Genomic DNA, 19,675 nt, shown 5'->3' with positions numbered 1-19,675 from the left:
GCCAGCGGCTTGCGCAAGCCCCCCTCGCGATCAGCGGAGGCTGCCGGCCGATCAACGGAATCCGGGATCGCAGGGATGCTGAGGAAGCCTGGAGCGGGCGAAGGGAGTCGAACCCTCGACCTTCTGCATGGCAAGCAGACGCTCTACCACTGAGCTACGCCCGCTCAGGCGTGTGTCGTCCGTACCGGGACGACCGAAGGAGCATGCCCCTCCGGTGGGAGGCGCGCGGTTAGCAAAGCACCGATGGGGCCGCAAGCGCTATTTGGCCTCAGGCGTTTTCGCTTCACAATCCGCCGCGAACGCCCACATTGACGCGGTACCGGCGTGCCGGCTCAACAGCCAAGGGGATAGATACGTGGCCAGCATGGGGCTCAACCTAGAAGAGCAGAAGGCGGTCGACGCGTTCCGCAAGAACATCGTCGAGCCCTCGATGACCAACCTGGTGGTGCTCGATTTCTGGGCCGAATGGTGCGGTCCGTGCAAGGCGCTAACCCCGGTCCTGGAAAAGGTGTGCGGCGAATACGCCGACAAGGGCGTGGTCCTGGCCAAGGTCAACGTGGACGAGGAGCAGTTCATCGCCGCGCAATTCCAGGTCCGCTCCATCCCGACGGTCTATGCGATGTTTCAGGGACAGCCCGTCGCTGACCTGACAAATGCGCGCACCGAATCGCAGCTGCGCGAAATGCTCGACCAGCTTCTTGCCCAATTGCCGATCGGCGCGGCGGAGGAAACCGCGCCCGAGATCGCGCAGTTCATCGAGATGGGCGAGCAAATCCTGGCCGAAGGCGACGCCGAACGCGCCGCCGGCATTTTCGCCCAGGTGACCGAGATGGCGCCCGACAATGCCCCTGCCCGCGCCGGTCTGATCCGCGCGCTGGTCGCCGCCGGCCGCACCGATGAAGCCCGCGCGGCCAGCACCGGTCTGGATGAGGCGCTGGCTGGCGACCCGGCCGTGAGAGCCGCGCTCAGCGCGCTGGAGCTTGCGGGGGAGCGCGTCGACGACAGCGAATTGCAGGCCCTGCGCGCCTCTGCCGCCGAACGTCCGACCGACATGGATGCGCAGCTTGCCTTTGCGGAAGCCGCCTACGCCGCCGGTGAACGCGACGAAGCCTCCGGCACCCTGTTGGCGATGATCCAGCACGATCGCGAATGGAGCGACGGCGCGGCGCGCGCGCGGCTGCTGAAGATTTTCGAAGCGGTGGGCCTGGAAGATCCGTGGGTCGTCACGACCCGGCGCAAACTGTCGCGCGTACTGTTCGGCTAGCCGTGCCCACGCGCCTGTCCATCTTCCCCATCCCAGGTGCGATCCTGTTTCCGGGTCTGCATCTGCCGCTTCATGTGTTCGAGCCGCGGTACCGCGCGCTGGTGGGCGATGCGCTGGCTCGCGATCGGCGGGTGGCGATGATCCAGCCGCAGCGCGCCGCCGACGACGCCCCGCTGTACGAGGTCGGCTGCGTCGGCAAGATCGAGGAGGTCGAGGCGCTCGACGACGGGCGGTACAACATCGTGCTGACCGGCGAGGCCCGCTTCCGGGTGCTGCGCGAACTCGATGTGTCGACCCCCTTTCGCCAGGTCGAAGGCGAACTGCTGCCGGAAGACGAGCAAGCCGCCCTCGCCAGCGTCGAACGCGCAGGGTTCGAACAGGAGGCGCGGCGGTTTGCCGAAGCGCAGGGCTATCTGGTCGATTGGGATTCGGTGGCCCGGCTCGACGACCGGACACTGATCGATGGGGTCAGCCAGATCGCGCCGTTCGATGCCGCCGCCAAGCAGGCGCTGCTCGAATGCCCGTCCTTGACCGAGCGGTGCGAATTGCTGGTCCAGCTGATGCAGTTCTTCGGCCATGGCGACCCTGAAGAAGGCCGCGTGACGCTGCAGTAGGTTACAGCGCGAAGCTCTGCTTCAAGCCATCGATCACGTATTGCGCGGCCAGCGCGGCCAGCAGCACGCCCAGCAGGCGGGTGATCACCGCTTCCACCCGCGCTCCGAACAGCTTCATCAGCGGGCTGGCTGCGATCAGCGCCAGCAGCGTCAGCACCAGCACCGCCGCGAGCGCGGCGAGAACCATCGCGGTGTTTGCCATGCCCTGCGCCTTGGCCGTCAACAGCATGATCGACGCGATCGCGCCCGGTCCTGCCAGCATCGGCATGGCCATGGGGAAGACGGACACGTCCTCGATCTGCGTGCCCTCGTGCTCCGCCGCGACCCGCTCGGCGCGCTGTTCGCGCCGTTCGGTGCGCTTTTCGAACACCATGTCGAGAGCGATGAGGAACAGCATCAGGCCTCCGGCGATGCGGAAGCTGTCGAGTTCGATGTGCAGCGCGCCGAGCAGGTCCTCTCCGAACAGGGCGAACACCACCAGGATCGCCCCGGCGATAAGGCACGCCCGCACCGCCATGCTGCGCGACTGGGCCGGTGTCGCGCCCTTGGTCAGCCCGGCATAGATCGGCGCACACCCGGGCGGGTCGATCACCACGAACAGGGTGATAAAGGCGGAGAGGAACAGCTCGATCATCGCCGGATCAGCAGCTTGGCCTGGTGCCGTTGGCGGGCACGGCCGGCGCCTTCGCCACCTTGCGGAACACCTCGTGCATCGCGCCGTCCTGCATGGCGCTCAGCACCAGGGTCCGGCCGCAATCGGCTCGCAGGTCGGTAGTCCACGACAGCGTGGCGTCGTCCGACTGACCGGACGCCCATGTCGCGGCGCGGCGCGCCTTGGCGACACGCGCCACGCGGTTGGAACGGCCCTCGGGACAATCGGCGACCCGCGCGGCAATCATCTCCGGTTCGGCATAGCCCGCTTCGAGGTCGAAACCCTGATCGAGCACCCAGCGGTAGTCCCCGTTGTCCTGCCGCTGCCAGATGGTCACGAAGCGAGTGCGCTTGCCGGTCGGGTGGAGCGCGGGACCGGTCGACAGCGCGAAGCTGCCATCGCAGCTGGACCACACCTGGTCGGGTTCCCATTCGATCGCCTTGGCGGGGTCGGGCGCATCCTTCAGCGCGGCTTGCACGTTTTCCCATTGCGGCCCCGGCCATTGCGCGTCCCTGGTCGCGAACTGGCGAAAGGCGGTCCACGTCCCCTGGTCCTTCGCCGCGCGGGCGAAAGCGAGTTCGGTCGCGATCACCTCGCTGGGATTCGCGATGGGCCGCAGCGGCCGGTTCGTGCCGGTCGGGCCGGCAGCGCAGCCTGCGAGCAACAGTGTCATGGCCGAGGAGAAGGCCAGCGCGGCAAATGTCTTCATGGGACGTTTCCTACACCTTCGCGCACCGCTTGTCTGTCCCGCCTGCGGTCAAAGCCCCGCCGGCGCCGGGATACCAGCGATGCGGTGCGCGGCGACGATCGTGTTGCGCAACAGCACGGCGATGGTCATCGGTCCGACCCCGCCCGGCACCGGGGTGATCGACCCGGCGACTTCGCTCGCTTCGGCAAATGCCACATCCCCGACCAGCCGTCCGCGCGCCTCGCCCTCGGCGGGAGGGAGCCGGTTGATGCCGACGTCGATCACCGCCGCGCCCGGCTTGATCCAGTCCCCGCGGACCATTTCGGGCCGGCCGACCGCCGCGACCACGATGTCGGACCGGCGGACCAAGTCGGCAAGGTCTCGGGTGCGGCTGTGCGCGACCGTCACGGTGGCGTTGGCGTTGACCAACAGCTGCGCCATCGGTCGCCCCACCAGCTGCGAGCGGCCGATCACCACCGCGTCCTTGCCCGACAGATCGCCCAGCCGATCCTGCAGCAGCAACATGCAGCCGAACGGCGTGCACGGAAACAGGCCCGGCCGCTGGTTGGCGAGCGCGGCGATATTGGGATCGGTCAGCCCGTCCACGTCCTTCGCCGGATCGATCAGCGCGATCACCGCCTGGTCGTCGAGCGCGGCCGGAAGCGGCAGCTGGACCAGGATGCCGTCGACCGCCGGATCGGCGTTCAGCCGGCGGACGAGCGCCTCAAGCTCGGCCTGCGCGATGTCTGCCGGGACCCGGTGTTCGAAGCTCGCCATGCCGGCAGCAAGCGTCGCCTTGCCCTTGGATGCGACGTAGACCTGGCTGGCCGGATCGTCGCCCACGAGGACCACCGCGAGCCCCGCCTTGCGCCCTGCCTGCTGTTCGAACGCGGCGGCCGCTGCGGCCACCCGCTCGCGCAGGCGGCCCGCGAATGCCTTCCCGTCGATGACCTCGGCGGCCATCAGACGCCCCCGACGCTCTCGAGCACGATGATGATCGCGTAGATCAGCAGCAGCAGGACCATCGGCGAGAAATCGATCGCGCCGGTATCGGGCAGCAGGCGGCGGATCGGGCGCAGGATCGGCTCGAACAACCGGGCGATGGCATCGTGCACCGCGACAAAGAAGGTGTTGTCGCGCCCGATCACGTTGAAGCTGAACAGCAGCCCGATGATGAACCAGATGATCACGAGCATGTTCGCCGCGTTGGCGAGCATCATGAAAATGTCGATCAGGACGTCCATCGGTTCCTCAAGGATGTGCAGGGTTGCAAGTTGCTCTAGCCAGCGCAGCGGGGTGTATCAACCGGGCAATACGGCCTAAGCCGCATGGATCAGCGTACCGACGCCGGTAGCGGTGAAGAATTCCAGCAGCATCGCATGCGGCACCCGGCCGTCGAGCACCACCGCCGCCTCGCAGCCAGCCTCCACCGCCTTCACGCAGGTCTCCAGCTTGGGGATCATCCCGCCGGTGATGGTCCCGTCGTCCAGCAGCGCGGCGACATCCGCCGGCGTGAGATCCGCCAGCAGGGTCCCGTCCTTGCCCAGCACGCCCGGCACGTCGGTCAGCAGGAACAACCGCGCCGCGCCCAGCGCCGCCGCGATCGCGCCGGCCATCGTATCGGCATTGATATTGAAGGTCTCGCCGCCCGCGCCCGCGCCGATGGGGGCGATCACCGGAATCATCCCCGCGGACACGGCGGTATCGATCAGGGCGGTGTCCACCGTCGACGGCTCACCTACGAAGCCCAGGTCGACCGCCTGTTCGATGCGGCTGTCGGGATCGGTCACCGTGCGCGTGACCTTGGTCGCGGTGACGAGGCCGCCATCCTTGCCCGACACGCCCAGCGCCTTGCCGCCGGCCTGCGCGATCCAGCCGACCAATTCCTTATTGATCGCACCCGACAGGACCATCTCGGCCACTTCGGCGGTCGCCTTGTCGGTGACCCGCAACCCGTCGACGAACGTGCTCTCGACCCCCAGTTTCTTGAGCATCGCCCCGATCTGCGGCCCGCCGCCGTGGACGACCACCGGGTTGATGCCGACCGCCTTCAGCAGCACGATGTCTTCCGCAAAATCGCGCGCGGCGGCCGGATCGCCCATCGCGTGGCCGCCATATTTCACCACAAAGGTGCGGCCGGCGTAGCGCTGCAGATAGGGCAGCGCCTCGATCAGCACTTCGGCCTTGGCCAGCGTGGTGTGGGTCTCGCCGGTCATCGTTCGTCCTTGGCAACGCTGAAAAGGGGGCGGGAGGCGGTATGCTTCGGGCGCTTAGCGATTGCGCGGGACAAGGGAAAGCGTCCGGGTTGCCCGGCCTCCCCAATATGGATAGGGCCCGCTGCAAGAAAAAAGAGCACGGGTCAGCAAGTGTACGAACAATTCCGGCAGCGCCTCGCCGCTGCCTACGATCAATGGGGCGCCAGCCGCGGCACCACCCCCGCATCCTTCTTCGACCTCATGGACCAGGCGATCGAGTTCCACTCGGTGCTGGAACGCGCCTTTCCCTGCGATTCGGTCAGCGGACCGTTCAGCGGCAAAGCGGCGGTGATCGGGTACTGGACGGCGCTGGCGGAAAGCTGGGAAATGCTATCGAGCAAGACCGAGGCGATCGTGTCCGAAGGCGACAGGGTGGTATGGATCGGCCGTGTGCACTGGCGCCACCGCCGGACCTTGCGCACGCTGGAAACGCCCAAGATCGACGTGTGGACCGTCTGGCAGCACCGCGCGATCCGCTATTACGAGATGGTCGACAGCGCCAGCTATGGCCGGGCGATCGCGGCACAAGAAGAGAGCGTGCACCAGGCCTGACGCCCGCGCGGTGCAGCCAGCGGTTTTGCCGCTACTGCGAAAACAACAGCAGACTGTGACCGCCGCCTGAAATCAGCACTCCATTCTGCTCGGTCCGGACCACGGTGGTCGCCGCGTCCAGCGCGCGCATCACGTGGGACAACCGCGGCAAAAGTCCGATCGTGCATACCGGTTCGGGCGGCGTGCCTGGCGGCGGCGGCGGGCCCGCGCCGGCCGGGGGGCCAAACTGGATGCCGGTCCCGCTGATACGATAGCTGCGAATGAAGCGGGCACAGCGCGGCTCCCACCAGAGTTCGTCCGCGTTGCCGCTCAAGGCCAGTCCCACCGGCTCGTTGAAGTCCGCGCCGTCGATGCCCGCGACCCGCCATTCGCCCGCCAGGCTCGTCACCAGGGCGGCTGCCGGTCCAGCGGCGGGGGAAGATGCGGGGGACGCGGCCGGGGGCGCGGCGGCGCCGGTGGATTCGGGCCGGTTCGCGCTGTCGGACGCTGGGGTTGGCGTGGGCGCCCCGTCGGGAGCGCACGAGGCCAGCACCGCGCTGGAAAACAGGACGATCGGGAGTCGCATGACCGCGGCAACGTGCGCCGGGGCGCGGCAAAAGAAAAGCCCCGCCGGATCGCTCCGGCGGGGCTTCATCTCACGCGTGTCCGCGACGATTACTCGCCTTCGGTCTCGGCCTCGACCGGAGCTTCGTCGCTCTGCAGCAGGTAGTCCCCGGCATCCGCATCGGTGCCGTGGGTCTCCCCCTCCATTGCGCCGAGCGGATCGTCGCCGATGGCCGCTTCCGGGCCCTGAGCGAGTTCGGCTGCATGCTCCTCTTCAGCCGAGTTCGCCGCGATCAACGCTTCCTGGGTCTTCTGCCAGGCGGCGCGGAGCGAGGCATCGCGGCTGTTGGCGGCAATCCGCATCCGGTTCATGCCGGCGCCAGTGCCCGCCGGGATGAGCCGGCCGACGATGACGTTCTCCTTGAGCCCGATCAGCGAGTCCTTCTTCCCCTCGACCGCCGCCTGCGTGAGCACGCGGGTGGTTTCCTGGAAGGAGGCCGCCGAGATGAACGAGCGGGTCTGCAACGAAGCCTTGGTGATGCCGAGGAGCACCGGCTTGCCTTCGGCCGGGGTCTTGCCCTTGCCCAGCTTGCTGTTGAGCTCGTCCATCTCCTCGCGGTCGACTTCCTCGCCCGGCAGCAGCACGGTGTCGCCGCCGTTCGTGATCTCGACCTTCTGCAGCATCTGGCGAACGATCACCTCGATGTGCTTGTCGTTGATCTTCACGCCCTGGAGCCGGTAGACTTCCTGGATCTCGTCGACGAGGTACTCGGCCAGCGCCTCGATCCCCATGACTTCGAGGATGTCGTGCGGGTTGGGCGAGCCCGAGACCAGCGTGTCGCCCTTCTTGACGTTGTCGCCTTCCTGGACGTCGATCACCTTGGTCTTGGCGATCAGGTACTCCACCGGATCGCCCTCTTCCGGAACGATCGCGATCTTGCGCTTGGCCTTATAGTCACGGACGAACTCGATCCGGCCGCTGATCTTGGCGATCACCGACACGTCCTTGGGCATCCGCGCCTCGAACAGCTCCGCCACCCGCGGCAGACCGCCGGTGATGTCGCGGGTCTTGGCCGCTTCGCGCGACGCACGGGCGAGAATGTCACCCGCGGCCACTTCCTGACCATCGTCGACCGACAGCGAGGTACCCGGAGCCAGCATGTAACGCGCCGCTTCCGTCTCGTCGCCGGCTTCGTTCAGCAGGGTCAGGCGGGGACGCAGATCGTCCTTCTTCTTGCGGCTCGACGCACGCAGTTCGGTGACGACGCGCTGGGCGATGCCGGTGGCGTCATCGACGCGCTCTTCCATGGTCTGACCGTCGATCAGGTCCTGGAAGCGCACGATGCCCGACTGCTCGGTGATGATAGGCAGGGTGAACGGATCCCACTCGGCCAGGCGCTCGCCTTCCTTCACCTGGTCCCCGTGGGTGTGCATCAGCACGGTCCCGTAGGGCACCTTGTGAATTTCGCGCTCGCGCCCTTCGGCGTCGATCACCACAATCTCGCCGTTGCGGGCGAGGCTGAGGATGCGGTTCCGCTTGTCGATGATCGTCGGCATGTCGCGGTATTCCACCCGGCCGTCCGAGATCGCCTCGAGGTGCGATGTCTCGTTGACCTGCGCCGCGCCGCCGATGTGGAACGTGCGCATGGTCAGCTGGGTGCCCGGCTCACCGATCGACTGCGCGGCGATCACGCCGACCGCCTCACCGATGTTGACCGGCGTGCCGCGAGCGAGGTCGCGCCCGTAGCAGGTGCCGCAGACGCCCTGTTCGGCCTCGCAGATCAGCGGCGAACGGATCTTGGCCGACTGGACTTCGGCCGCCTCGATCGCGGTGACCATCGGCTCGTCGAGCAGGGTGCCCGCCTTGACGATGACTTCGCCGGTCTTGGCGTTGACCAGATCTTCCGCGGTGGTGCGGCCGAGGATGCGCTCGCCGAGCGAGGCGATCACCGAACCACCCTGCACGATCGCGCGCATTTCCAGCGCCCGTTCGGTGCCGCAGTCGTCGACGATCACGACGCAATCCTGCGAAACGTCCACCAGACGGCGGGTAAGGTACCCCGAGTTCGCCGTCTTCAACGCCGTGTCCGCGAGGCCCTTGCGGGCGCCGTGGGTGGAGTTGAAGTATTCAAGAACGGTCAGGCCTTCCTTGAAGTTCGAGATGATCGGGGTCTCGATGATCTCGCCCGAAGGCTTGGCCATCAGGCCGCGCATCCCGGCAAGCTGCTTCATCTGCGCTGGCGAACCACGCGCACCCGAGTGGCTCATCATGTAGATCGAGTTGATCTGCGCTTCCTTGCCGTTCTCGTCGACCGGCTGCGCGCGGATTTCGTCCATCATGGCATTCGCCACCGTGTCGCCGGTCCGGCTCCACGCGTCGATCACCTTGTTGTACTTTTCCTGCTGGGTGATGAGGCCGTCCTGGTACTGCTGCTCGTAGTCCGCAACCAGCGCCTTGGCTTCCTCGATCAGCCCTTCCTTGGCGTCGGGGATGATCATGTCGTCCTTGCCGAAGCTGATGCCCGCCTTGAACGCGTTGCGGAAGCCGAGGCTCATGATCGCGTCGGCGAACAGCACCGTGTCCTTCTGGCCGGTGTGACGATAGACCTGATCGATGACGTCACCGATCTCCTTCTTGGTGAGAAGGCGGTTGATGACCTCGAACGGCACGGTGTGCTTCTTGGGCAGGCATTCGCCGATCAACATGCGGCCGGGGGTGGTGATCACCCGCTTCATGTATTCCTTGCCGGCCTCGTCGACCTGCGGAACGCGCGTGATGATCTTGGAGTGCAGCGTGACCATCTTGGTCTCGAGCGCCTGGTGTACTTCGGCCATGTCCGAGAAGCGCGGCAGCCGCTCGATCTGCTCGCCATTCTCGCCGTCGATGAACTCGGGCGTCTTTTCCTGGCGTTCCATCGACAGGTAATAGAGGCCCAGGACCATGTCCTGCGAAGGCACGATGATCGGCTTGCCGTTGGCGGGCGAGAGGATGTTGTTCGTGCTCATCATCAGCACGCGCGCTTCCAGCTGTGCCTCGAGGCTCAGCGGAACGTGCACGGCCATCTGGTCACCGTCGAAGTCGGCGTTGAACGCGGCGCAGACCAGCGGATGCAGCTGGATCGCCTTGCCTTCGATCAGCACCGGCTCGAACGCCTGGATGCCCAGGCGGTGGAGCGTCGGCGCGCGGTTGAGGAGAACCGGGTGCTCGCGGATCACTTCGTCCAGGATGTCCCAGACTTCCTTGCGCTCCTTCTCGACCCACTTCTTCGCCTGCTTGAGGGTCATCGACAGACCCTTGGCGTCGAGGCGAGCGTAGATGAACGGCTTGAACAGCTCGAGCGCCATCTTCTTCGGCAGGCCGCACTGGTGCAGCTTGAGCTCCGGTCCGGTGACGATCACCGAACGGCCCGAATAGTCGACGCGCTTGCCGAGCAGGTTCTGGCGGAAGCGGCCCTGCTTGCCCTTCAGCATATCGGACAGCGACTTCAGCGGACGCTTGTTCGCACCCGTGATCACGCGGCCGCGGCGGCCGTTGTCGAACAGCGCGTCGACCGCTTCCTGCAGCATGCGCTTTTCGTTGCGGACGATGATGTCCGGCGCGCGCAGTTCGATCAGCCGCTTCAGGCGGTTGTTGCGGTTGATCACGCGGCGGTAGAGGTCGTTGAGGTCGGACGTCGCGAACCGGCCACCGTCGAGCGGCACCAGCGGGCGCAGCTCGGGCGGGATGACCGGGATCACTTCCAGGATCATCCATTCCGGGCGGTTGCCCGAATCGATGAAGCTTTCGACGACCTTCAGCCGCTTGATGATCTTCTTGGGCTTCAGCGTCGACTTGGTGGTCTCGAGCTCTTCGAGCAGCGCGTCGCGCTCGCCCACCAGGTCGAGGTCCATCAGCATCGTCTTGACCGCAGCCGCGCCGATGTCGGCGGTGAACGCGTCCTCGCCGTACTCGTCCTGCGCGTCGAGCAGTTCATCCTCGGTGAGGGTCTGGAACTTCTCGAGCGGGGTCAGGCCGGGCTCGGTGACGATGTAGGCTTCGAAATACAGCACGCGCTCGAGCTGCTTGAGCTGCATGTCGAGCAGCAGGCCGATGCGCGACGGCAGCGACTTCAGGAACCAGATGTGCGCGACCGGCGCGGCCAGTTCGATGTGGCCCATCCGCTCACGGCGGACCTTGGTCACGGTCACTTCGACGCCGCACTTCTCGCAGACGACGCCCTTGTACTTCATGCGCTTGTACTTGCCGCACAGGCATTCGTAGTCCTTCACCGGACCAAAGATGCGCGCGCAGAACAGGCCGTCACGCTCGGGCTTGAACGTGCGGTAGTTGATGGTTTCCGGCTTCTTGATCTCGCCGAACGACCAGCTGCGGATACGCTCGGGCGAGGCGATGCCGATCTGGATCTGGTCGAACGTCTCGGGCTTGGCGAGCTGGTTGGTGAATTTGGATAGTTCGTTCATGGTTCTTGTCCCTTACGGGTGAATTCCTGTGCGCGGGCTGAAGGGGAGCCGGTTGAAGGCTCTTGGGCTCCCCTCCCGATTACTCCGCCGCGATGGCCAGACCGTCGCCGTCCTCGTCCTCGCCGAGCGAGGAGAGTTCGACGTTGAGGCCGAGGCTGCGCATTTCCTTGACGAGCACGTTGAAGCTCTCCGGAATGCCGGCCTCGAACGTGTCGTCACCCTTGACGATCGCCTCGTAGACCTTCTGCCGGCCGACCACGTCGTCCGACTTCACGGTGAGCATCTCCTGCAGCGTGTAGGCGGCGCCGTAGGCCTGGAGCGCCCAGACCTCCATCTCGCCGAAGCGCTGGCCACCGAACTGCGCCTTGCCGCCCAGCGGCTGCTGGGTGACGAGGCTGTACGGCCCGATCGAACGCGCGTGGATCTTGTCGTCCACAAGGTGGTGCAGCTTCAGCATGTAGATGTAGCCGACGGTCACCTTGCGGTCGAACGCCTCGCCCGAACGCCCGTCGTAGAGCGTGACCTGGCCCGAAGTGTCGAGCCCGGCCTGCGCCAGCATCGCCGACACGTCCGCCTCGCGCGCACCGTCGAACACCGGGGTGCCGAACGGGACGCCGTTCTTCAGCGTGCCGGCCATCTCGACGATATCTTCGGCCGAGCGGCTGTCGATATCCTCGTGATACTGCTCGCCGTAGACTTCCTTGAGCTTCTCCACGACCGCGGTCGGCGGTGCTGCCGCGGTGGCATCCGGGTTCGCCTCGCGCCATTCCTCCAGCGCCGCGGTGACCTGCTGGCCAAGACCGCGGGCCGCGAGGCCAAGGTGCGTCTCGAAGATCTGCCCGACGTTCATGCGCGACGGCACGCCCAGCGGGTTCAGCACAAGATCGACCGGAGTGCCGTCTTCCATGAACGGCATGTCCTCGGCGGGCAGGATGCGGCTGATCACACCCTTGTTGCCGTGGCGGCCGGCCATCTTGTCGCCCGGCTGCAGCTTGCGCTTCACCGCGACGAACACCTTGACCATCTTCAGCACGCCCGGCGCGAGTTCGTCGCCCCGCTCCAGCTTTTCCTTCCGGTCTTCGAAGCGTTCGTCGATGACCTTCACGGCCTCGTCGTACTGGGTCTTCACCGCTTCGATCTGCGACTGGCGCGCATCGTCGGCGACGGCGAACTTGAACCATTCGAAGCGGTCGATGCCTTCGAGCATCTCGTCCGAAATGGTCTCGCCCTTCTTGACGCCCTTCGGCGTGGCGCTGGCGACCTGGCCGACGAGCATCTCGCGCAGGCGGTTGTAGGTCGCCCGGTTGAGGATCGCGCGTTCGTCCTGGCTGTCCTTGCGCAGTTGCTCGATCTCTTCGTTCTGGATCGCGCGGGTACGGTCGTCGATCTCGATGCCGTGGCGGTTGAACACCCGCACATCGACGATCGTGCCGGTCACGCCCGGCGGAAGGCGAAGCGAAGTGTCGCGCACGTCGCTGGCCTTCTCGCCGAAGATCGCGCGAAGGAGCTTTTCCTCCGGCGTCATCGGGCTTTCACCCTTGGGCGTGATCTTGCCGACCAGGATGTCACCCGGCTGCACTTCGGCGCCGATGTAGACGATGCCCGCTTCGTCGAGGTTGCGCAGCGCTTCCTCGCCGACGTTGGGGATGTCGCGGGTGATGTCCTCCGGCCCCAGCTTGGTGTCACGGGCCATGACCTCGAATTCGTCGATGTGGATCGACGTGAACACGTCGTCCTTCACGATCCGTTCGGAGATCAGGATCGAATCCTCGTAGTTGTAGCCGTTCCACGGCATGAACGCGACGAGGCTGTTGCGGCCCAGCGCCAGCTCGCCGAATTCGGTCGAGGGACCGTCGGCGATGATGTCGCCGGTTTCCACCGTCTCGCCCACCTTCACCAGCGGACGCTGGTTGATGCAGGTCGACTGGTTGGACCGCTCGAACTTCTGCAGGCGGTAGATGTCGACGCCGGACTGGCCCGGCTCGACGTCGCCGACGGCGCGGATCACGATCCGGGTCGCATCGACCTGGTCGACGATGCCGCCCCGGGTGGCGGAGATCGCCGCGCCCGAATCGCGCGCCACGGTCTCTTCCATGCCGGTGCCGACGAACGGCGCCTCGGCGCGAACCAGCGGCACCGCCTGGCGCTGCATGTTCGAACCCATCAGCGCGCGGTTGGCGTCATCGTTTTCCAGGAACGGGATCAGCGACGCGGCGACCGAGACGAGCTGCTTGGGCGACACGTCCATCAGCGTGATCTGGTCGTTGGGCAGCATCACGAACTCGCCGCTCTGGCGGGCCGAGACGAGATCCTCGACGAACGAGCCATCCTCGTTGGTTTCGGCAGACGCCTGCGCAACCGCATGCTTCTGCTCTTCCATGGCCGACAGGTAGACGACCTCGCTGGTCACCTTGCCGTCCTTCACCAGGCGGTACGGCGTCTCGATGAAGCCGTACTTGTTGACCCGGGCAAACGTGCTGAGCGAGTTGATCAGACCGATGTTCGGGCCTTCCGGCGTCTCGATCGGGCAGATCCGGCCATAGTGCGTCGGGTGCACGTCGCGCACTTCGAAGCCGGCGCGCTCGCGGGTGAGACCGCCCGGCCCCAGCGCCGACACGCGGCGCTTGTGGGTGACTTCGGACAGCGGGTTGGTCTGGTCCATGAACTGGCTGAGCTGCGAGGAACCGAAGAACTCGCGCACCGCGGCGACCGCGGGCTTGGCGTTGATCAGGTCGTTCGGCATCACGGTCGACACGTCGACCGAGCTCATCCGCTCCTTCACCGCGCGTTCCATGCGCAGCAGGCCGACGCGGTACTGGTTCTCCAGCAGCTCGCCGACCGAACGCACGCGCCGGTTGCCGAGGTTGTCGATGTCGTCGACTTCGCCCTTGCCGTCCTTCAGGCCGACGAGTTCCTTCACCACCGCCAGGATGTCTTCCTTGCGCAGCGTGGTGACGGTGTCCTCGGCATCGAGGCCGAGACGCATGTTGAGCTTGACGCGGCCGACGGCCGACAGGTCATAGCGCTCGCCATCGAAGAACAGGCCTTCGAACAGCGCTTCGGCGGTTTCCTTGGTCGGCGGCTCACCCGGACGCATGACCTTGTAGATCGCCTCCAGGCCCTCGTCGCGGTTCTCGGCCTTGTCGACCGCCATCGTGTTGCGGATCCATGGACCCGTGTTCACGTCGTCGATGTCGAGCAGCTCAAGCCGGTCCACGCCCGCCTTATCGAGCGCTTCGAGATTTTCCGGCGAGACTTCGTCGCCCGCCTCGATCCAGATGCGACCGGTGGATTCGTCGATCAGATCCTTGGCGGCGAAGCGGCCAAAGATTTCCTCGGTCGGGATCAGCAGTTCGGCGAGACCGTCCTTGGCCGCCTTGTTCGCGGCGCGCGGGCTGATCTTGGTGCCGGCGGGGAACACTTCCTCGCCAGTCTTCGCGTCCACCAGCGGGAACGCCGGCTTGGAGCCGCGCCATGCGTCGGGGCTGTAGGGGATCTTCCACCCGTCGCCAGCCTTGCCCGACACCCGCTCCCACGACATCGTGTCGTAGAAGTGGTCGAGGATATCCTCGCTATCCAGGCCGAGGGCATACAGCAGCGAGGTGACCGGCAGCTTGCGCTTGCGGTCGATGCGGACGTTGACAATGTCCTTGGCGTCGAATTCGAAATCGAGCCACGAGCCGCGGTACGGGATCACGCGTGCGGCGAACAGCAGCTTGCCCGAAGCGTGGGTCTTGCCGCGGTCATGGTCGAACAGCACACCCGGCGAACGGTGCATCTGGCTGACGATCACGCGTTCCGTGCCGTTGATCACGAACGTGCCGTTGTGCGTCATGAGCGGCATGTCGCCCATGTAGACGTCCTGCTCCTTGATATCCAAAACCGAGCGGGTTTCGGTTTCCGTGTCCACCTCGAACACGATCAGGCGCAGGGTCACCTTCATCGGCGCGGCATACGTGATGCCCCGCTGACGGCATTCGGTGATGTCGTACTTGGGATCCTCGAGCTCGTAGTGCACGAAATCGAGCTCGGCCGTGCCGGCGAAATCGCGGATCGGGAACACCGAGCGCAGGGTCTTCTCCAGGCCCGAGACGTAACCGGTCGCCTTGTCCGAACGCAGGAACTGCTCATAGCTCTCGCGCTGAACCTCGATCAGGTTCGGCATCTGCACGACTTCGTGGATGTCGCCGAAGATGCGCCGGATGCGTTTCTTGGCCGTGCCGGTCTGCTTGCCGCGAGTGGGAGCCGGGGTCTTTGCCCCAGAGTTCGCCTTCGTTGCCATGGAGGAAATCGCCTCTGTATTGCGCCGCGTGATGCGGCGTGCCGTCAAATCTCGTGCGCGGGCGAGAATCGCAGGACGCAAAAAGACGCAGGCCAGGCGCACCGATCCCGGTGGCTGCTGCGTATCAGTGCATCGCGATTATGGATTCGCCGCTTCCATCCTGGGTCCGTCGCCGCGCATCGCCGGACCGTGCTCGAAGCGAGCGGTCACGCAGGCATATACGCATCGCACCACGCCAAGTCAAATTTGGCACAGCCGATTCGCTCCCATCGCCAAGCGGTCGGACATTCCGCCACCTGGATTTTCCGTTATTCAATCAGCATATTATCGTTTTTCAATATTTATCGATTGACGATATGTCATCCGTTATTTATCGATATTCGACATCAACCATATTGGAGAACGAGAAATGACCCGCACCGCCAACAGTATCTTCGCCGTCGCGGCCGCACTCCTGCTGACAGTCGTGACCTTCCAACAAACGGTGTCGGTGCCCGTCCAGGCTGCTCCTGTCTTCGTCGCCCTGGCCTGATCCGCCCGCCGCAAAAGGAACTCACCATGTCATTCAGACCAAAAGACCCGCTGCTCGCGATTGCCAAGGCGATAGTGTGGTTGTTCACGGGCGTATTCGCTTTCTGTGGCGCGCTGCTGCTGCTGGTTTCCCCGGTCGTCGTGGCGATGCAAGACCGCGTGTTGGCGGAAATTGCCAAGAATGGCGTCACCGCCGATGCCAGCATCATCGGCGCGATCCTGCTGATGCTGCTTTCGGCCGCCGCCTTCATGGCCTTGCTGGTCTGGTTCCTGGTGAACCTGCGCCGGATCATCGAAAGTGTCGGTGACGGCGATCCCTTCATTCCCGTCAACGCCGACCGTCTGTCGCGAATGGCCTGGATCATGATCGGCGTGCAACTGGCCGCTTTGCCGCTGGGCGCGATGGCGATGTACCTTGAGACGGTGATGGGGGACGCGGACAGCATGCATGCGCAGGCCGAATACGGCCTCGATTTCGGAGCCATCATCCTGGTCATCGTTCTCTTCGTTTTGTCCCGCGTGTTCCGCCAGGGCGCGGCCATGCGCGACGACCTGGAAGGAACTGTGTGATGCCAGCCGAAGAAGGAACCAGTATCGTGGTCACTCTGGACGACCTGCTCCACGACCGCCGCATGACGCTGACGGAACTCGCCGAACGGGTAGGGCTGACGATCGCCAACCTGTCGATCCTGAAGACCGGCAAGGCCCGCGCGATCCGCTTTTCCACGCTGGAGGCGATCTGCCGCGAGCTCGATTGCCAACCGGGTGACCTGCTTTCCTATCAGCCCCACGCGTGATCCGCACGGCGGTCCCGCCTGGCCGCTGTGCCGGCCCGGCGGGAACGTTGTGCAAATGCGGCGATTTAGTGGCGAACGTAACCGGAGTTGTTCTGATGAATAAGCTTGTCCTGACCGCCGCCCTCCCCCTCGTCCTCGGCTTGGCCGCATGCGGCGACAGCACGCCTGAAGCGGCCGACGGCACCGCGACCGACGCCTCTGCCGCGACCATGTCGGATGATGCCCTGGCAACCGACACCAGCGTGGTGGGGCCGACCGACACCAATCCCGGCACCGCTGCAACCGCCAGCGGAGCCACCGGCACGACCGCCGCGCAGCGCGCCGAAGTAGCCGACGAGACCGCAGAGGACCTGGAGGAGCGGGCCGACCGCGTCGAGCCGACCAACGAGGCCGAAGCCGATCGCCTCGAAGCGCAGGCCAAGGCGCTCCAGCAGGAACGCGACGCCCAGCGTTAGGCTGGCCGTTCGACGCGCGCGGCTTGACTCCGCGGCGCGATGCTCTAGAGGCCCGCCCCGTCCGGCGGGCCTCTTTGCGTATGCGAGAGACTGGCGGACGTCCGTCCAAGACAGCTGGTGCCCCGCAGGGGGCTTAATCGTCCAGCCTAGGCGGGGAAACGAGATTTACCGGCGGCAGCGGCAACGCCCCGCCTCTCACGTGCTTCGGCGCGCTCCTTCCCCATCGATGGACTCGAGCCACCGCGCATGCGCGTGCGTGGCAACGTGAGCCGGTCGCGGGCGCCCACGGGCGTGCGCGATCATGAGTAAGGAGCAAGGCATGGATCGTTCGCAGAAAGCCGATTCGGTCGCATCGCTCAACGCGGTCTTCAACGAAGTTGGCGTGGTGGTCGTCACCCGCAACCTCGGCATGTCGGTGGGTCAGTCCACCGGCTTGCGCACGAAGATGCGGGAAGCGGGCGCGACTTATAAGGTCGCGAAAAACAGTCTGGCCACGATCGCCCTGAACGACACCCCCTACAAGGGCCTCGAGACGTATCTCGAAGGTCCCACGGGCCTCGCCTGGTCGACTGACCCGGTGGCGGCGGCGAAAGCCGTGGTGGACTTCGCCAAGACCAACGACAAACTCGAAATCGTCGGCGGTTCCATGGGTGGTCAGTTGCTCGACGAAGCCGGGATCAGGTCGCTTGCGGCCCTCCCCAGCCTCGACGAGCTGCGGGCAAAGCTCATCGGCCTGGTCAATGCACCTGCCACCAAGGTGGTGCAGCTGGTCAACGCCCCCGCGAGCAAGCTCGCCCGTGTATTTGGCGCCTATGCCGCCAAGGACGCGGCGTAACCGCTGTTTATCGAACGCGAATATTAATCGGGGCCCTGTCCCCAACCCAATCTGGAGTGAAACACGATGGCCGACATCGCCAAGCTTGTTGAAGACCTTTCGACCCTCACCGTCCTCGAAGCCGCCGACCTCGCCAAGGCGCTGGAAGAAGCCTGGGGCGTGTCCGCTGCCGCCGCTGTTGCGGTTGCCGCGCCCGCTGGCGGCGACGCCGGCCCGGCTGCTGAAGAGCAGACCGAGTTCGACGTGATCCTGACCGGTGACGGCGGCAAGAAGATCCAGGTGATCAAGGAAGTCCGCGCGATCACCTCGCTCGGCCTGACCGAAGCCAAGACCCTCGTCGAGAGCGCCCCCAAGGCGATCAAGGAAGGCGTCAACAAGGCCGAAGCCGAAGACATCAAGAGCAAGATCGAAGCTGCCGGCGGCACCGTCGAAATCAAGTAACGATCTCTCGTCTCTGACGAACTCGAAGGGCGGTCCGGCAACGGGCCGCCCTTTTTGTCGTTTCTCGACAAGTCACCGCCCGGCGGTTCGTCCTGCCACGATCCAGGCGGCCGCGCGCCCCAGCGCACCCACCAGCACGGCCGAGCCGATCCCGATCGCTGCTCCTGCGGCGACGTCGCTTGGATAGTGCTTGCACCCGGGAATCCGCCCCGCGGCCACGCCAGCGGCCGCGGCTTCGGCCGCCAGCGCATGTTGGGGATAGACCGCTGCGAACGCCGTCGCCGACGCGAATGCGCCCGTCGCGTGGCCTGAAGGAAAGCTCGACTTTTCCTTGCGGGTGTCATGGCCCTCGCGCGGCTTGTGCGCATCGCCGGGCACCGGATTGCGGGGGCGCGTGCGCACCACGCGCTCCTTCACCCAGTCCTTTGCCAGTGTCGCGACCTCGTGCGCCGCGAGCATGCGGATCCCGGCACCGATCATCCGCGGATCGCGCCGCAGCAGGCCTACGGCGATCACGCCGCCTGCCACCACCCGCATTTGCGCCTGGTCACCAACCTTGCTCACCCAGTCGATCGCCTTGGCGGGGGCGGAATGGCGATAGGGCAGCACCAGGGCGCGCACGCGCTTGTCGAAGGCGAACACGGTTTCGCCTACGGACGAAGGATCTGGGGAGTGGTTCATCTCCACGCACAACCAGCCTCGGGCGTGATCGTGCCCGGCGATGCCGGTGCAATCGCAGGTGTCAGAGGCGCGGCAGTGTCACCCCGCGCTGCCCCATGTATTTGCCCGCGCGGTCGGCATACGTGACCTCTGGCCGCTCGTTCCCTTGCAGGAACAGGAACTGGCACGCGCCTTCGTTGGCGTAGATCCTGGCGGGCAGCGGCGTGGTGTTCGAAAACTCCAGCGTGACGTGCCCTTCCCAGCCGGGTTCCAGCGGGGTCACGTTCACGATGATCCCGCAGCGGGCGTACGTGCTTTTGCCCAGGCAGATCACCAGCACGTCGTCCGGCACGCGGAAGTATTCCACCGTCCGGGCCAGCGCGAAACTGTTGGGCGGGATCACGCAGACATCCGTCTTGCGATCGACGAAGCTGTTGGACGCGAAGTCCTTGGGGTCGACGACCGCGGAATCGACGTTCGTGAAGATCTTGAACTCGTCGGCCACCCGCGCGTCGTAGCCGAACGACGACAAGCCATACGAGATGCACCCGTCGCGCCGCTGCGCCTCCACGAAGGGTTCGATCATCCCGCGGGTGGTGGCCGCTTCGCGAATCCAGCGGTCGGACAGAATCGACATACCCGGGT

At 65.7% G+C, this 19,675-nt stretch carries 19 protein-coding genes and 1 tRNA gene; 9 read left to right on the top strand and 11 right to left on the bottom strand.

What is annotated here, in order from left to right; translation table 11 throughout:
* Positions 1–89: 89 nt before the first annotated feature.
* Positions 90–164, bottom strand: a tRNA-Gly gene (locus E0504_RS01670).
* Positions 165–364: 200 nt separating this feature from the next.
* On the opposite strand from E0504_RS01670, the gene E0504_RS01665 reads away from it, so the two are divergent.
* Complete coding sequence (locus E0504_RS01665) at positions 365–1,264, top strand: tetratricopeptide repeat protein (RefSeq protein ID WP_131621616.1); 900 nt, start codon at positions 365–367, stop codon at positions 1,262–1,264.
* Positions 1,265–1,266: 2 nt separating this feature from the next.
* Entirely contained in the window at positions 1,267–1,878 is a 612-nt protein-coding gene (locus E0504_RS01660; protein ID WP_207912074.1) for an LON peptidase substrate-binding domain-containing protein, read from the top strand.
* A 1-nt stretch (position 1,879) separates the two neighbouring features.
* On the opposite strand, the gene E0504_RS01655 is transcribed toward E0504_RS01660, so the two are convergent.
* From E0504_RS01655 to argB, 5 genes are all read right to left on the bottom strand, one after another.
* Positions 1,880–2,512 carry a MarC family protein gene (locus tag E0504_RS01655; protein WP_131621268.1) on the bottom strand — a complete coding sequence of 211 codons (633 nt, stop codon included), beginning with the start codon at positions 2,510–2,512 and terminating at the stop codon, positions 1,880–1,882.
* 7 nt (positions 2,513–2,519) lie between these two features.
* On the bottom strand, positions 2,520–3,239 hold the full coding sequence (locus E0504_RS01650) for a hypothetical protein (protein WP_131621266.1): 720 nt from the start codon (positions 3,237–3,239) through the stop codon (positions 2,520–2,522).
* A 48-nt stretch (positions 3,240–3,287) separates the two neighbouring features.
* Entirely contained in the window at positions 3,288–4,181 is an 894-nt protein-coding gene (folD, locus tag E0504_RS01645; RefSeq protein ID WP_131621264.1) for a bifunctional methylenetetrahydrofolate dehydrogenase/methenyltetrahydrofolate cyclohydrolase FolD, read from the bottom strand.
* Positions 4,181–4,462: a YggT family protein gene (locus E0504_RS01640; protein WP_131621262.1), complete on the bottom strand. Its 282-nt coding sequence runs from the start codon at positions 4,460–4,462 to the stop codon at positions 4,181–4,183. The genes folD and E0504_RS01640 overlap by 1 nt, the downstream gene beginning before the upstream one ends.
* A gap of 75 nt (positions 4,463–4,537) precedes the next feature.
* The gene (argB, locus tag E0504_RS01635; RefSeq protein WP_131621260.1) at positions 4,538–5,434 is read right to left on the bottom strand and encodes an acetylglutamate kinase; all 897 of its coding nucleotides are present in this window, start codon (positions 5,432–5,434) and stop codon (positions 4,538–4,540) included.
* A 9-nt stretch (positions 5,435–5,443) separates the two neighbouring features.
* On the opposite strand from argB, the gene E0504_RS01630 reads away from it, so the two are divergent.
* Positions 5,444–6,025 (top strand): nuclear transport factor 2 family protein, encoded by a 582-nt coding sequence (locus E0504_RS01630; protein ID WP_131621258.1) that lies wholly within the window; start codon positions 5,444–5,446, stop codon positions 6,023–6,025.
* 31 nt (positions 6,026–6,056) lie between these two features.
* Here the strand turns inward: E0504_RS01630 and E0504_RS01625 are convergent, their stop codons facing one another.
* The 3 genes from E0504_RS01625 to rpoB form a co-directional block, all read right to left on the bottom strand.
* The gene (locus tag E0504_RS01625; protein ID WP_131621256.1) at positions 6,057–6,413 is read right to left on the bottom strand and encodes a hypothetical protein; all 357 of its coding nucleotides are present in this window, start codon (positions 6,411–6,413) and stop codon (positions 6,057–6,059) included.
* 266 nt (positions 6,414–6,679) lie between these two features.
* Positions 6,680–11,029 carry a DNA-directed RNA polymerase subunit beta' gene (rpoC, locus tag E0504_RS01620; protein WP_131621255.1) on the bottom strand — a complete coding sequence of 1,450 codons (4,350 nt, stop codon included), beginning with the start codon at positions 11,027–11,029 and terminating at the stop codon, positions 6,680–6,682.
* Positions 11,030–11,108: 79 nt separating this feature from the next.
* A complete protein-coding gene (rpoB, locus tag E0504_RS01615; RefSeq protein WP_131621253.1) occupies positions 11,109–15,311 on the bottom strand; it encodes a DNA-directed RNA polymerase subunit beta in 4,203 nt (1,400 codons plus the stop codon).
* A gap of 409 nt (positions 15,312–15,720) precedes the next feature.
* Here rpoB and E0504_RS53355 point away from each other — a divergent pair, with 409 nt between their 5' ends.
* The 6 genes from E0504_RS53355 to rplL all read left to right on the top strand — a co-directional run bounded on the left by E0504_RS53355 (position 15,721) and on the right by rplL (position 18,370).
* Positions 15,721–15,843 (top strand): hypothetical protein, encoded by a 123-nt coding sequence (locus tag E0504_RS53355; RefSeq protein ID WP_306769204.1) that lies wholly within the window; start codon positions 15,721–15,723, stop codon positions 15,841–15,843.
* A gap of 26 nt (positions 15,844–15,869) precedes the next feature.
* The gene (locus E0504_RS01610; protein WP_131621251.1) at positions 15,870–16,412 is read left to right on the top strand and encodes a DUF2975 domain-containing protein; all 543 of its coding nucleotides are present in this window, start codon (positions 15,870–15,872) and stop codon (positions 16,410–16,412) included.
* The gene (locus E0504_RS01605) at positions 16,412–16,639 is read left to right on the top strand and encodes a helix-turn-helix transcriptional regulator (protein ID WP_131621249.1); all 228 of its coding nucleotides are present in this window, start codon (positions 16,412–16,414) and stop codon (positions 16,637–16,639) included. Before E0504_RS01610 ends, E0504_RS01605 begins: the two co-directional genes overlap by 1 nt.
* A gap of 95 nt (positions 16,640–16,734) precedes the next feature.
* Positions 16,735–17,094: a hypothetical protein gene (locus E0504_RS01600; RefSeq protein WP_131621247.1), complete on the top strand. Its 360-nt coding sequence runs from the start codon at positions 16,735–16,737 to the stop codon at positions 17,092–17,094.
* 319 nt (positions 17,095–17,413) lie between these two features.
* Entirely contained in the window at positions 17,414–17,929 is a 516-nt protein-coding gene (gene rplJ, locus E0504_RS01595) for a 50S ribosomal protein L10 (RefSeq protein ID WP_131621245.1), read from the top strand.
* Between the two features lie 66 nt (positions 17,930–17,995).
* Positions 17,996–18,370 carry a 50S ribosomal protein L7/L12 gene (rplL, locus tag E0504_RS01590; protein ID WP_131621243.1) on the top strand — a complete coding sequence of 125 codons (375 nt, stop codon included), beginning with the start codon at positions 17,996–17,998 and terminating at the stop codon, positions 18,368–18,370.
* A 72-nt stretch (positions 18,371–18,442) separates the two neighbouring features.
* Here the strand turns inward: rplL and E0504_RS01585 are convergent, their stop codons facing one another.
* Both E0504_RS01585 and dcd read right to left on the bottom strand, forming a co-directional pair.
* Entirely contained in the window at positions 18,443–19,012 is a 570-nt protein-coding gene (locus E0504_RS01585; RefSeq protein ID WP_165938375.1) for a phosphatase PAP2 family protein, read from the bottom strand.
* A 100-nt stretch (positions 19,013–19,112) separates the two neighbouring features.
* Positions 19,113–19,667, bottom strand: coding sequence for a dCTP deaminase (gene dcd, locus E0504_RS01580; protein WP_131621614.1), 555 nt, complete (start codon positions 19,665–19,667; stop codon positions 19,113–19,115).
* Positions 19,668–19,675 lie beyond the last annotated feature (8 nt).

Source organism: Parafrankia sp. BMG5.11, assembly GCF_004337455.1.
The sequence above is the reverse complement of the archived record's forward strand: the minus strand, read 5'-3'. Positions and strand labels throughout refer to the sequence as shown.